The organism is Streptomyces novaecaesareae (genome assembly GCF_000716875.1).
Classification (GTDB): domain Bacteria; phylum Actinomycetota; class Actinomycetes; order Streptomycetales; family Streptomycetaceae; genus Kitasatospora; species Kitasatospora novaecaesareae.
In genome coordinates this window covers 82822-95570 of record NZ_JNWQ01000003.1, presented here as the reverse complement: position 1 = coordinate 95570, position 12749 = coordinate 82822, and the positions used below count along the sequence as shown (strand labels likewise).

Here is a 12749-nt window from a genome sequence, read left to right as displayed (position 1 = left end):
GCAGGACGCAGGCGACTTACGGCAGCAGCCGCGAGTACGACTTGCAATCAGAGCTCCAGGATCGAGTGACAAGCTCGGTCCTTCAGGGCCGAGAAGTTGACGGCACAGCAATGGCGGCGGGGTGACCGGAACAGGTGCTTGGTCTCACGGAAGTCCAGGTCCGAGCTGTCGCTGATGGCGGAGCGGAGCTCCAGTAGGTCGGTCGGGTTGAGGACGCGGGTGCAGTTCTCGAACTGGTTTCAGGCCTGGTCGTAGTCGTTGTGCGGGCAGGTGCTGACGATGTACCGGTCCGGCAGGAAGTGCCCGTCGGTGCTCCGCGGCGGACGGAAGGCGGTCAAGGCGGAAAAATCTGTGGCTCTTCGCGGCAACCTTTTCGTCGTCTGCGGCCACTCAGTGGTGTCCGGCCAAGTGGTCCGGTCAGAGACACCGGCTGAAAGTGAGCACCGACATGTTCCCTCGCCCATCCACGTCGTCGGAGGCGTCGCCCGGCGGCCGCGCCCGCCGCGGTCGCCGTGGTCGCGTGTCGTCCCGCTCGGCCGTTCCGGGGCAGCGGACGCACCGCAGCCGCAAGTTGTACCAGCGCCGGGGTTTCTGGGCGGCCGTCGGCCTGGCGGTCGCGGGCGGCTCCGTGGTGGTGATCAACACGGCTTCGGCAGGAACCGTGTCCGTGGACACGGGCTCCTGGTACCTGCTGGTCAACCACAACACCGGCCAGGTGCTGGACGACTACGGCTACGGCGCGTACGACGGCGCTTCGGTGGTGCAGTGGAGCCGCACCGGCGAGGCGAACCAGCAGTGGAAGTTCATCGACTCGGGTGACGGGAACTACCGGCTGCAGAACCGGTACTCCGGCAAGGTGCTGGACGACTACAACTGGTCGAAGACCGAGGGCTCCCAGGTCGGGCAGTGGCACGACATGAACGGCGCCAACCAGCGGTTCCACCTGGAGAAGTCGTCGGACGGCTACGTGCGTCTGATCAACACCTTCAGCGGCAAAGCCGTCGAGGTCCCGCTCGGCTCCAAGGCCGACGGGGGCCAGATCGCCCAGTACCACGACTGGAACGGCGCGAACCAGCAGTGGCAGCTCGTCCCGGCCGGCAGCATCAGCGGCACCGGGAACACGGGGAGCTCCGGCAGCAGCGCCGCGCCCACCTTGCCCGCCAAGCCCACCACCCCTGCCACGCCGGGCGGCAGTGTTCCGACGAGCCAGGCCACGAGCAGTAACCACCCGACGTCGGCGCCGCCGGCCTCCCCGGCCGCTCCGGCGCCTGCGGGCGGCGGCAGCAGCCCGGCGAAGAGCTTCATGGGCAGCAGCACGGTGCTCATCGGCGGCTCGATGTCCGACGCCTCGGCGAGCGCCGCGCCGTTCGACGTGCAGTACGCCTATGTGCACAGCCAGCCCGCGCCCTCGTCGGACTACTACACGGCGGCCCGCTGCCAGGACGCGTGGTCGGGCTGGTGGGGCTGCTGGACCGGCAGCACCACGGCGCCCGGCACGTACGTGACCTACAAGGACGCCAATGCAGCTCATGCGACCTACCAGGGCAAGCCGCGCCCGCAGAAGCAGCTCTGGACCTGGTACTCGCTGCGCGACCTCGGCGACGCGGCGGGCCAGGGCGACGGTCCGGGCGAGGTCCAGGCCATCAACAGGGCCGACCTGCTCACCCGCTACCTGAACGACTACCGCTTCTTCCTCCAGAAGATCGGCACCTCGCACGACATGATCGACCTCGAGCCCGACTTCTGGGGCTACGTCCGCTCGCTCGGCAACCCGCACCAGGTCGCCGCACAGGTCACGGCCGCGAACCCCACGGACTGCGGATCGCAGGAGAACAGCGCCTCCGGCCTGGCCCAGTGCCTGATCTCGATGGGGCACAAGTACGCGCCGAACACCGGCGTGGGACTGCACCTGTCCTGCTTCGACTGGCAGCAGAACACCCCGCAGTGCGCCAAGGACTACGCGGACCTCGGGGCGAAGAACGCCGACTTCCTGGTCACCGACGTGACGGACCGCGACGCGGGCTGGTACGCGCTGCCCGCCCACGGCAGCCGTGACACCTTCTGGAACGACCAGAAGGGCTTCGCCGCGCTCGGCTTCTACAAGACGATGGCCGAGTCCGTGGGCAAGCCGGTGGTCCTGTGGCAGGTCCCCCTGGGCAACATGGCGCAGAACAACACGCCCAACCACTACAAGGACGACAAGGTCGACTGGTTCTTCTCGCACCTGGACCAGGTCGCGAACGCACACGTCGGCGGCATCCTGTTCGGCGCCGGCTGGACGGAACAGACCACGCCCGAGACCGACGGCGGAAACCTGATCAACAAGACGATCGCCTACCGCAACTCGGGCGGCACTCCGCTCAAGTAGGCGAATGCACGACTGTGGCCCCATCTCGGATGGCGTCGGCGCCGGTCCGTCGATCTGGTCGCCGGCGGCACCGACCTCGACCCACCCTCGAGCTGGTCTCCCGCCGGCCGGACCGTCGCCGTGGCGCGGACCGTGCCATCGAGGGCCAGGGCGCGTGCCGTTGACGCCTGGAGGCCGCCACCCAGCAGGGTGGCGGCCTCCAGTGCTGTCCCAGGGCGGTTCCGGCGCAGTACCTGGGGCCGTGCCAGCGGCCTCAAACGGTGCGCCCGGCCTGAGTGGTCGCGCGCGCTCGGAGAAGCTCCGGTTGGCGCGCGTAGACCGGTTCCCGTCAAGACCAACCCTGACCATGTTCGCGGCGGCCAGATGTGACCAGGATGCCCTGGGGATTTGCCATGGCATGCCCGATGGCAGATTCGGGCGCCGTGCAGCGGTGAGTCACGGCCGCTCCACCTGGGGTAATGGCTTGACCGATGCATCGAACAAGCGATCGAATAAGGTCTACGCTGGAGGGGCCGGAGGGGAGCCGGGTGTCGACGAAGGGGGCTGACCGCAGGAGCTGGAGGTGATGTCGGGTGTTCGCACACCTGCATGTCGCCTCCGGTTACTCGGTGCGCTACGGCGCCTCACTGCCCGGTCACCTGGTCGAACGGGCGGCGGAGCTGGGCCTGCGGGAGCTGGCGCTGACCGACCGGGACACGGTGGCTGGGGTGGTGCGGTTCGCACGGGCCTGTGCCGGGACGGGGATCCGGCCGCTGTTCGGGGCGGACCTCGCCGTCCCGCTCCTCGGCCAGGTACAGCCGGCCCAGCGGGGCCGCACGCCTGCTCGGGGTGGGGCGTTCGTCGCCGACTCCGCGCCCCGGGTCACGTTGCTGGCCCGGGACGGGCAGGGCTGGGCGAACCTGTGCGCGCTGATCACCGCCGGCTGGGCCGCCCGGGAACAGGCAGGCGGCGGGCAGCCGATCGTGCCCTGGAGCGCGATCCAGCAGCACAGTGAAGGCCTGACTGTACTGCTGGGTCCGGCGTCCGAACCGGTGCGGGTGCTGGCCGACGGCCGCACGGACCGGGCGGCAGAGCTGCTGGCGCCGTGGCGTGACGTCTTCGGGCAGTACCTGCGACTGGAAGCCGTGCACCACCGACGCACCGGTACCGGGCCGGGGTCGCTGCGGCTGGCAGCGCGCACCGTGGGTCTTGCCGCCGAGCTGGACCTGTCGACGGTGCTCACCAATGCCGTGCGCTACGCGACCGGCGACCGGGCTGCGATCGCCGACGTCCTGGATGCGGCCCGGCTGCTCACCCCCCTCCAGCCAGGCCGGGTCTGCAACGGGGAGCGGTCCTTGAAGGACGCCGCCGAGATGGCCGACCTTGCCGAGGAAGTGGTCCGCGCGGCCGGCCAGGAGCGGGGCGGGGCGGCGCACCTGCTGGCTGCCACCGCCCGTACCGCTTCCGAGTGCCGCCTCGATCCGTACGCGGACCTGGGGATCGGGCGGGTGCACTTCCCCGAGGAGCACGTCATCGACGTGGCCCCCGGCCGGTCGGCTCGTGTGCTGCGCGAGCGGTGCGAGGCGGCGATGGTCCGCCACGGCTACGACCGTTCCGCCACGATGCGCGCCCGCCTGGAAGCGGAGCTGCAGGTACTCAACACGCTCGGCTGGCCCTCGTATGCGCTCACGGTCGCCCGCATCGTCGATGACGTTCGGGAGATGGGCATCCGGGTGCAGGCGCGCGGTTCCGGCGCGGGCTCCCTGGTCGTGCACCTGCTCGGCATCTCCTTCGCCAACCCGCTCGACCACGAGCTGCTGATGGAGCGGTTCGTCAACCTGCGCCGCCGCTCCCTGCCGGACATCGACATCGACGTGGAGTCCGCCCGCCGCCTGGAGGTCTACCGCCGGATCATGGACCGGTTCGGCACCGAGCGGGTGTGCACCCTGTCGATGCCGGAGACCTACCGGGTGCGGTGGGCGATCCGCGACGCCGGCCTGGCCCTCGGCCTGCCCCCGGACGAGGTCGGCCGGCTCGCCAAGGCGTTTCCGCACATCACCGCCCGCTCGGCCCGCACCGCGCTGCGGGAACTGCCGGAACTGCGGCAGGTCGCCGCCGTGGCCGGCCGGTACGGCAGGTTGTGGGACCTGGTCGAAGGTCTCGACGAGCTTCCCCGCGGCACGGCCATGCACCCGTGCGGCGTCATCCTCTCCGACGCCACCCTGCTGCGGCGCACCCCGGTCGTGCCGACCGCCGGCGAGGGTTTCCCGGCGACGGTGTTCGACAAGGAGGATGTCGAAGGCGACGGTCTCGGTCTCCTGAAACTCGATGTGCTGGGCGTGCGCATGCAGTCGTCCATGGCGTACGCGGTGCGGGAGATCGAGCGGACCACCGGCGAGCGGATCGACCTGGACGACCCTGCCCAGGTCCCGCTGGATGACCCCGAGGCGTTCGAGCTGCTGCGCGAGGGCGAGTCGCTGGGCGTGTTCCAACTGGAGTCGCCCGGCCAGAAGGACCTGCTGGGCCGCCTTCAGCCGCAGACGTTCGCCGACCTCGTCGCGGAGATCTCGCTGTTCCGTCCGGGCCCGGTGCAGGCGGACATGATCCGGCCCTTCCTGCTCGGCCGGCACGGCACGAAGCCGATCGCCTACCCCCACCCCGACCTGGAGCTGTGGCTGCGCTCCACCTACGGCGTGGTCATCTACAACGAGCAGGTGGCGGGCCTGTTCGCCACCATGACCCGCACTGACCTGGCCATGGGCGAGGAGGCCCGGCGCGCCCTGGCCAAGCCCGAGCGGCTGGCGAAACTCCAGGCCTGGTACCGGCAGCGCGCCGCTGAGGCCGGATACCAGCCGACGGTGGTCGACCAGGTGTGGCGGATGCTGGAGAACATGGGCGCCTACGGCTTCGCCCGTGCCCACGCGACCGCGTTCGCCCTGCCCACTTTGCAGAGCGCCTGGTTGAAGGCGCACTACCCGGCGCCGTTCTACGCCGGGCTGCTTGAGCACGACCCCGGCATGTACCCCAAGCGACTCGTGCTGGCCGACGCCCGCCGGCGCGGGGTTCCGATCCTGCCGCTGGATGTCCAGCACTCGGCCGCCAACTACCGCACCGAGCAGCTCGCGGACGGCCGCCTGGGCCTGCGCATCTCGCTGGCCGAAGTCCGCGGCATCACTACCGACCAAGCCGCCCGCATCCAGGAGAGCCAGCCCTTCCACGACCTCGCCGACTTCTGGGCCCGCGCCCGGCCCAGCCACCCGGTCGCCGACCGCCTCGCCCGGATCGGCGCCCTGGCCTCCCTCGCCCCCGGCAGCGAGCGCCGCGACCTGCTCCTGCAGATCGACGAACTCCACCGCCACCACCGCGCCGCCGTCGGCCCGGGCCAGCTCACCCTCGCCCCGCCCGCCGCCCCTCCCGCAGGGACGAGCGGACTGCCGAAGATGACACTCAGTCAGGAGATGGAGGCCGAGCTGGAGGTGATCGGCCTGGACGCCTCCCGGCACCTCATGGAACCGCTCCATCCACTGCTGGACGAACTCGGCGTCACCCCCTCCCACCTGCTGCGGGAACAGCCGGCTGGCGCGACCGTGCTGGTCGCCGGAGCGAAGGTCGCCATCCAGACCCCGCCGATGCGCTCCGGACGGCGCACCATCTTCGTGTCGCTGGACGACGGCAGCAAGGGCGGCCAGGTCGACCTGACCTACTTCGACGACACCCACGAGCAGGCCGCCTACCCGCTCTTCCACCACTTCCTGCTGCTCGCCCGCGGCACCGTCTCGCGCCGCGGCAAGTCCGTCACCGTGATCGGCACCCACGCATGGAACCTCGAGGAGATCGCCGACGCCCACCAGGACGGCGGCACCGCCGCCGTCCGGTCCCTGCTCGCCACCGACCACGCACCGGACCCCACCACCGACGGCGCACAGAGGGTTCGGCCGCGGTCCGGCGGCGGTGCGGGCCGGCTGTGGCACGCCAGTCAGGGGAGCGCCGGATGACCACCACCAACACGACCGGTGCAGGAACGATTCTTCACCTGCGCGTTCACCGCGCCGACTTCGAGACTTACCACGAACTGTTCACGGTGCTCGGCGACACCACCCCCGTCGTCCAGGCACTCCCTCCGGACAGCGCGCTCCTGGATCTGGCCGGTGCCACACGCTACTTCGGCCTGGCACCGACGCAACTCGCGGACCGGCTGCAGACCCGCCTCGCGGCCCGGTACGGACTGGCCAGCACGGGAGGGATCGGACCCAACCGCATGCTCGCCACCCTGGCCGCCGACACCGCCACACCCGGCACCGTCCACGTCCTGCCCGACAGCCCGGCCGGGTTGGAGCAATTCCTGCGCAGCCGCCCACTGCGCGTCCTGCCCGGCATCGGGCCCGCTATGGAGCACACCCTGGCCCGGTACGGGATCGAGACGGTCGGCGACCTCGCCGACCTGCCGCTCGCCACCGTGCAGCGCATCGCCGGCGCCTCCACCGGCCGCCTCCTGCACGAGCGCGCCCACGGCACTGACCGGCGCACTATCGCACCGGCCGGACCACCTGCCACCATCACCAGTACCCAGCGCTTCGACCGCGACGTCCTCGACCCCGCCGAGGTCCGGCGCGCGCTGCTGGCCGCCGCCACCGATCTGGGGGCCCGGCTGCGGGCAGCCCGACAGATCGCCCGCACCGTTGAACTGCAGGTCACCTACGCCGACCGCTCCACCACCACCCGCTCCCGTACCCTGCGCGAGCCCACTGCCCACACCCCCGCCCTGCAACGGGTGCTGTACGAGCTGTTCTCCGCACTCGCACTGCAGCGGGCCCGCGTGCGGGCGGTGACCGTCCGGGTCGGCGAGCTGGCCACAGGGGCGCAGGCGGCAGAGCAGCTGACCTTCGACCGGCTCATCGAGGACGCCCGCACCCTGGAGCCGGTCATTGACCGGGCCGGGCAGTGCTTCGGTGCCGGGATTGTGTGCCCAGCCGTTCTCATGGAACCACGCCCGCGAGCTCGGAGGGCATGACCGGTCCTCCTGCTGCTCTACGGGCGGCCACCCCTCGGGGTCAGGAAGGGATAGACCTCGTGCCCTTTCTCAAGTGTGGGCTCAATGCCAGGTCTCGGGGCTTCAAGAGGTCATAGCGTCCCTGTGGTGCTTGGCAGTTCACGGCGCTGCGGTTGCGCGGTCCTGGCGTCGGATTCGCGTACGACGCTCGCCGCATCCACCTTGAGTGACTGGTTCGTGTCGCACGCATCAGGAAGTTTCCTCGCGTAGGCCTGCAGCCGCTCCCGTGTAGGTGCGGTCGCGGTTGCCATCCGGCTCAGTGGAAGCGCGCGCGCCCGCAAGGGGTTGAACTCCCTGTTCCCCAGGAGCCTTTCGGCGGCGAGGAGGAGGGCACCGCACTCTGCCGCGTCAATGGGAGCCGTGCGCGCGCCGCGGATCTGGTCCCGGCTGTCGCTGCCCCGGCCGCGTTCCCCGGTTTGCGTCATGAGGGCGACAACGGGGTCTGCGTGCCAGCCCACCGCCCGGGCCAAAGCCGAGGAGGGCAGCAGGTGCTTGCCGGAGGGCCAGCTCAGCTTGATCAGACGGGTTGCCAGCGTCAGATCAAAGAAGTACGTGGAGGGATCCCCGTGGTCGTGCGATGCTGCTGGTCCCTCCCCAGGCATGATCCGGTCGAGCAGCCGTTGCTGGAACGACAGCAGGTGCTCGATGTCCTCCTTGGCCAGGCGGCGCCCGGCACGGGAAGGCGCCCGGTCCAGCCAAGCTCCGCAGGTAGGCCCGGCCCGCTTGATCCATGTGGAGGCGGCACCAACCTCACGGTGGTCCCGGTGGACGTTGCGGCACTGGGCGGGATGCAGGCCGGGTACGACTGGGCGCTCGATGACGCTGATCCCCAAGACGCCGCCGTGGCCGTGGAGAGGAGTGTCGCACCCGGGACAGAGCGGACCCGCTCGGCCAGCGCCGTCGCCGACAGCCGGCCCTCGTGCCGCCACAGCCGGGAGGCCGTCCGTCCGTCCGCGCAGGCCACCTCGACGGCCACCCGGCGGCAGGTCAGCCCGGCCCCGGCCAGCCGCCCGTGCAGCGCCTCGGCCAGCGTGCGGGCGACGAACACCAGCGGTTCGGCCAGCGGCTCCGGCGGGTCGAAGCGCTGCTCGACCGCGAGGTCCGGCTCCTGGTCGCGCGGCACCAGCGGGCGTGGCTGCAGCCCGCGGGCCAGCCGGTGCGCGACCGTCCCGGAGGGGCCGAAGCGGTCCGCGACCGCCTCGGACGGCAGTGCGGCGAAGGCCCCGACGGTGGGCAGGCCGAGCCGCCCGAGCAGCTCGGCCAGCGCCTCGTCGCCCAGCGTGCTCACCGGGTACGGGGCGAGGAACTCCGCCGTCCGCCCGGCCGGGACCAGCACCCCGGCACGGGCGGCCAGCACGGCGGCGAACAGGCCGTCGGCGACGCCGACCAGGGCGTGCGGGGTGTTCGCCGGTGCTGCGCCAGGGGTTTCGGTGCTCTTGGGGGCTTCGGGGGGCTCGGCGGGGTTGGCAGGGTTGGGGGCTCGACAGGGGTGGGGAGCTCGGCAGGGTTGGGGGTTTCGGAGGTTTCGGGGGTGATCGCACCCGGGATCGCGTCCGGGACGGGCGGCTGCCCGAGGGCATCCGCCACCGCCGTACGGACCTTGGCGGCCAGGGCCTCCTCGCCGCCGAAGTAGCGGCCCGGGCCCTTCACCGGGATCGCGCACAGGCCCGGGCGGATCACCTCCACCCGGGGCGTGAACGCCTCCACCGCCGCGACCACCGGTTCGAAGCGGCGGGTCTCCGCCTCCGGGTCGCGGTCGCGCAGCTCCAGCTCCGGGCAGAGCCGCTGGGCCAGTTTGAGCCGCTGCCCCTGCCGCACCCCGGCTGCCCGGGCGCCCGCCGAGCAGGCGAGGATCCGCCCGCCCTCGGTCACCGCCACCGGGTCGTCGCCGGTGACGGCCACCACCGGCCAGTCCGGGCACCAGACCACCAGCACCCGGGGGGTCCGTTCCTCCGCCATCTCAGACCACCGCCGCGACGCGCGGTTCCGTCGGCTCCGCCACCGGCTGCGGCTGCTCCCGCACCGGGCGCACCGCACCGTACTCGTCCGGCAGCCAGAGCCGGGCAGTCCGGCCGCGCACCGCCGCGCCGCGGCCCTCGGCCACCACCTCCACCTGCCGGCCGGTGAGCTGCCCGTAGCCGTCGCCCAGCCCGAACCAGCGCCCGGAGCGCACCCCCAGCCGCAGCACCGCGCCCGGCCACGGCCCCGCCACCAGCAGCACGCAGCCGCTGCGCCGCAGCACCGACTCGGCACCCCCACCCGTCACTCTCCGTGCAGGTCACGCCGGGCGCCGTGGGGCGGACGGGTGAAGGGTTCGGCCGGACGGGCTACCGACAAACCTTTTTTCCTTGACAAATTTTTTTGTCGGATGGAAGCTGGAAGCGTGCTGGACGTCGCCGTGATCGAAGAACCCGCCGCGGCCGAGGCCTGCCTGGACCCGATACGGTCCCGGATCCTCGCCGCCCTCGCCGAGCCCGGCTCGGCCGCCATGCTGGCCACCCGCCTGGGCCTGCCCCGACAGAAGGTCAACTACCACCTGAAGGAACTGGAACGGCACGGACTCGTCGAGCTCGCCGAGGAGCGGCGCAAGGGCAACGTCACCGAACGGGTGTACCGCGCCACCGCGGCTTCCTACGTGATCTCCCCCAGCGTCCTGGCCGCCGTCAGCCCGGACCCCGCCCGCGCACCCGACCAGCTCTCCGCCCGCTGGCTGCTCGCCCTGGGCTCCCGACTGGTGCAGGAGGTCGGCACCCTGCTGACCGGCGCCACCCGGGCCCGGCGACGGGTCGCCACCTTCGGCATCGACGCGCAGGTGCGGTTCGCCTCCGCGGCCGACCGGACGGCCTTCGCCGACGAACTGGCCCAGGCCGTGGCGACCCTCGTCAGCCGCTACCACGACGAGTCCGCCCCCGGGGGCCGCAGCCACCGGGTGATCGTCGGGCTCCACCAGATCCCCGCGGCGACGCCCCCCGGCGGCCCGGGGGCGGGCGACGCGGTGGCGGGCGGAGCAGGAGCGGGCGGAGCAGGAGCCGGGGCGAGCGGAGCAGGAGCCGGGGCGAGCGGAGCAGGAGCCGGGGCGAGCGGCGACGAAGAGCCGACCGGAGCAGGACCGAACCAGGAGAACCCACGATGACGCACCCGTTCGAGATCGAGCTGGAGACCTCCCTGCCGGCGAGCCCGGAACAGGTCTGGGAGGCGATCGCCACCGGGCCGGGGATCGACTCCTGGTTCATGGGCCGCAACGAGCTGGACCCGCGCGAGGGCGGCACCGCCGTCATGGAGACCGGGGGCCACCGCGAGAAGGCCGTGGTCACCGCCTACGAGCCCGGCAAGCGCCTGGCCACCCGCACGGCCACCGCCGAGGACGGCCGCTTCATGGCCTTCGAGTACCTGATCGAGGGCCGGGACGGCGCCGCCACCGTGCTCCGCGTCGTCCACAGCGGACTGCTCGGCGACACCTGGCAGGACGAGTACGACGCCCTGCGCCGCGGCTGGCCCTTCCACCTCCACACGCTCCGCGAGTACCTCGCCCACTTCCCGGGGCGCACCGCCGTCCCCGTCTTCGCCGCCGCGCCGTCCGCCGGTCGGCCGGAGCCGGAGGTCCGCGCGGCCCTCGCCGGGGCCCTGTCGCTGCCGCTCCCGGTCGTCGTCGGCGCGCGGGCCCACGGCGAGCCGGCCGGGCTGCCGCCGCTGGACGGCGAGGTGGTCTGGGCGGACGACGAGCGCTTCGAGGTCCGCACCGCCGACGGGCTCTACACCTTCCACCACGGCTCGGGGCTGGTGCTGATGTTCCACCACCTCTTCGCCCGCCCGACACCGGACGGGGCCGAAGCCGCCTTGCAGCGGTGGCTGACCGGGCTCCTCGCCTGAACCGCCGCCGCAGACACACAGCCGGACTCACGAACACCCACGAGAAACCGAGGAACCACCCATGCGCACCCTGATCAGCACCGCTTTCATCTCGCTCGACGGCGTCGTCGAGGGCCCCGGCGGCGAGCCCGGCTACCGGAACTCCGGATGGACCTTCAAGGACGTCGAGTTCCTCCCCGAGGCGTACGAGATCAAGGGCCGGGAGCAGGAGGAGGCCACCGCGATGCTGCTGGGCCGGGTCAGCTACCAGGCGTTCAGCCCGGTGTGGCCGGACATGGCGGACTTCGCCCGCTACAAGACGCTGCCGAAGTACGTCGTCTCCACCACCCTCACCGACGGCGACCTGGTGTCGAACTGGGGCGAGACCACCATCCTGCGCTCGGTCGACGAGGTCGCCGCCCTGAAGGAGACCGAGGGCGGCCCGATCATCGTCCACGGCAGCGCCGCCCTGAACCACGCCCTCTCCGACGCCGGCCTGATCGACCGCTACCACCTGCTCGTCTACCCGCTGCTGCTCGGCGCCGGCAAGCGCCTGTTCAGCACCACGGACAAGGACACCCAGAAGCTGAAGCTGGTCGAGCATGAGGCCTACGCCAACGGCCTGCAGAAGCAGGTCTTCGACGTCGTCCGCTGATCCGCTGACCGCGCTCCCCTCCCCCGCCCCCCGTCCGGCCCATACCGGCCGGGGGGCGCGCCCGGCCCTTCGCGGCGGCCATCGGGTCAACAGCCTTGACCATGGCACGGGTTGGCGACCGGTCGGCACCGGAAATCGGTGGACAGGCCCCATGGGACCAACAGACTGATCCCATGACTGTGACGGATGACAAGACCGATCTGCGGATCTACCTCCAGGACGCCCGCGACGTCCTGCTGTGGAAGCTCGAAGGCCTCTCCGAGTACGACCTGCGCCGCCCGCTCACCCCCACCGGAACCAACCTGCTCGGGCTGGTCAAGCACCTCACCGGGGCCGAGGCGATGTACTTCGGCGCCACCTTCGGACGGCCCTTCCCGGAGCCGACCCCGCTGTGGTTCATCGGCGACACCGAACCGAACGGCGACCTGTGGGCGCGGGCGGACGAGAGCACCGAGGAGATCATCGGGCGCTACCGGCGGGTCTGGGCGCACTCGGACGCCACCATCGAGGCCCTGCCGCTGGACGCGACCGGCCGGCTGCCGTTCGGCGACCGACCCGAGCAGACCCTGCACCGCGTCCTCGTCCACATGATCGCCGAAAGCCACCGCCACGCCGGCCACGCCGACCTGGTCCGCGAGCTCGTGGACGGCGCCGTCGGCCAACGTCCCGACGGCGTCAACACCGCCGCGGGCGACGCCGACTGGTGGCGGGCCCACCACGACCGCGTGGAGCAGGCGGCTCGAAAGGCCGGCGGGCTCGCCTGACCGGCCCGCCTGGACCTGTCCGCCTGGACCCGCCTGGACCCGCCTGTCTGGGCCTGTCCGCCTTCGCCCTTGGCCTTGACCTGC

General features: G+C 71.9%; 10 protein-coding genes and 1 pseudogene. 7 read left to right on the top strand and 4 right to left on the bottom strand.

What is annotated here, in order from left to right; all coding sequences use genetic code 11:
* Positions 1-128: 128 nt before the first annotated feature.
* A pseudogene (locus OP86_RS35495) lies at positions 129-308 on the bottom strand (class I tRNA ligase family protein); the annotation flags it as partial.
* Between the two features lie 353 nt (positions 309-661).
* On the opposite strand from OP86_RS35495, the gene OP86_RS02145 reads away from it, so the two are divergent.
* The 3 genes from OP86_RS02145 to OP86_RS02135 all read left to right on the top strand — a co-directional run bounded on the left by OP86_RS02145 (position 662) and on the right by OP86_RS02135 (position 7358).
* On the top strand, positions 662-2368 hold the full coding sequence (locus OP86_RS02145) for an RICIN domain-containing protein (RefSeq protein WP_234434787.1): 1707 nt from the start codon (positions 662-664) through the stop codon (positions 2366-2368).
* Positions 2369-2940: 572 nt separating this feature from the next.
* Positions 2941-6342 (top strand): DNA polymerase III subunit alpha, encoded by a 3402-nt coding sequence (locus tag OP86_RS02140; RefSeq protein WP_030255677.1) that lies wholly within the window; start codon positions 2941-2943, stop codon positions 6340-6342.
* Positions 6339-7358, top strand: a complete 1020-nt coding sequence (locus OP86_RS02135; RefSeq protein ID WP_033330673.1) for a DNA polymerase Y family protein — start codon at positions 6339-6341, stop codon at positions 7356-7358. The genes OP86_RS02140 and OP86_RS02135 overlap by 4 nt, the downstream gene beginning before the upstream one ends.
* 574 nt (positions 7359-7932) lie before the next feature.
* On the opposite strand, the gene OP86_RS33250 is transcribed toward OP86_RS02135, so the two are convergent.
* Genes OP86_RS33250 through OP86_RS02125 form a run of 3 tightly spaced genes read right to left on the bottom strand, consistent with a single transcriptional unit; the run spans position 7933 to position 9663 of the window.
* Positions 7933-8754 carry a DNA polymerase Y subunit UmuC family protein gene (locus OP86_RS33250; protein WP_051829563.1) on the bottom strand — a complete coding sequence of 274 codons (822 nt, stop codon included), beginning with the start codon at positions 8752-8754 and terminating at the stop codon, positions 7933-7935.
* Positions 8682-9356 carry a Y-family DNA polymerase gene (locus tag OP86_RS33245; RefSeq protein ID WP_051829562.1) on the bottom strand — a complete coding sequence of 225 codons (675 nt, stop codon included), beginning with the start codon at positions 9354-9356 and terminating at the stop codon, positions 8682-8684. Before OP86_RS33245 ends, OP86_RS33250 begins: the two co-directional genes overlap by 73 nt.
* A 1-nt stretch (position 9357) precedes the next feature.
* Positions 9358-9663 (bottom strand): hypothetical protein, encoded by a 306-nt coding sequence (locus tag OP86_RS02125; RefSeq protein ID WP_158707012.1) that lies wholly within the window; start codon positions 9661-9663, stop codon positions 9358-9360.
* A 117-nt stretch (positions 9664-9780) separates the two neighbouring features.
* On the opposite strand from OP86_RS02125, the gene OP86_RS02120 reads away from it, so the two are divergent.
* The 4 genes from OP86_RS02120 to OP86_RS02105 all read left to right on the top strand — a co-directional run bounded on the left by OP86_RS02120 (position 9781) and on the right by OP86_RS02105 (position 12665).
* The gene (locus OP86_RS02120; RefSeq protein WP_030255683.1) at positions 9781-10530 is read left to right on the top strand and encodes an ArsR/SmtB family transcription factor; all 750 of its coding nucleotides are present in this window, start codon (positions 9781-9783) and stop codon (positions 10528-10530) included.
* Positions 10527-11267, top strand: a complete 741-nt coding sequence (locus OP86_RS02115) for an SRPBCC family protein (RefSeq protein WP_030057049.1) — start codon at positions 10527-10529, stop codon at positions 11265-11267. Before OP86_RS02120 ends, OP86_RS02115 begins: the two co-directional genes overlap by 4 nt.
* A 61-nt stretch (positions 11268-11328) precedes the next feature.
* Positions 11329-11901, top strand: coding sequence for a dihydrofolate reductase family protein (locus tag OP86_RS02110; RefSeq protein ID WP_030255686.1), 573 nt, complete (start codon positions 11329-11331; stop codon positions 11899-11901).
* Positions 11902-12074: 173 nt separating this feature from the next.
* The gene (locus tag OP86_RS02105) at positions 12075-12665 is read left to right on the top strand and encodes a DinB family protein (RefSeq protein ID WP_030057046.1); all 591 of its coding nucleotides are present in this window, start codon (positions 12075-12077) and stop codon (positions 12663-12665) included.
* Positions 12666-12749 lie beyond the last annotated feature (84 nt).

What these genes read in the sequence shown, in the direction of transcription:
- OP86_RS33245 (WP_051829562.1), bottom strand. Translation starts at nt 9,356, where the DNA reads ATGGCGGAGGAACGGACCCCCCGGGTGCTGGTGGTCTGGTGCCCGGAC.
- OP86_RS02105 (WP_030057046.1), top strand. Translation starts at nt 12,075, where the DNA reads ATGACTGTGACGGATGACAAGACCGATCTGCGGATCTACCTCCAGGAC.
- OP86_RS02110 (WP_030255686.1), top strand. Translation starts at nt 11,329, where the DNA reads ATGCGCACCCTGATCAGCACCGCTTTCATCTCGCTCGACGGCGTCGTC.
- OP86_RS02115 (WP_030057049.1), top strand. Translation starts at nt 10,527, where the DNA reads ATGACGCACCCGTTCGAGATCGAGCTGGAGACCTCCCTGCCGGCGAGC.
- OP86_RS02135 (WP_033330673.1), top strand. Translation starts at nt 6,339, where the DNA reads ATGACCACCACCAACACGACCGGTGCAGGAACGATTCTTCACCTGCGC.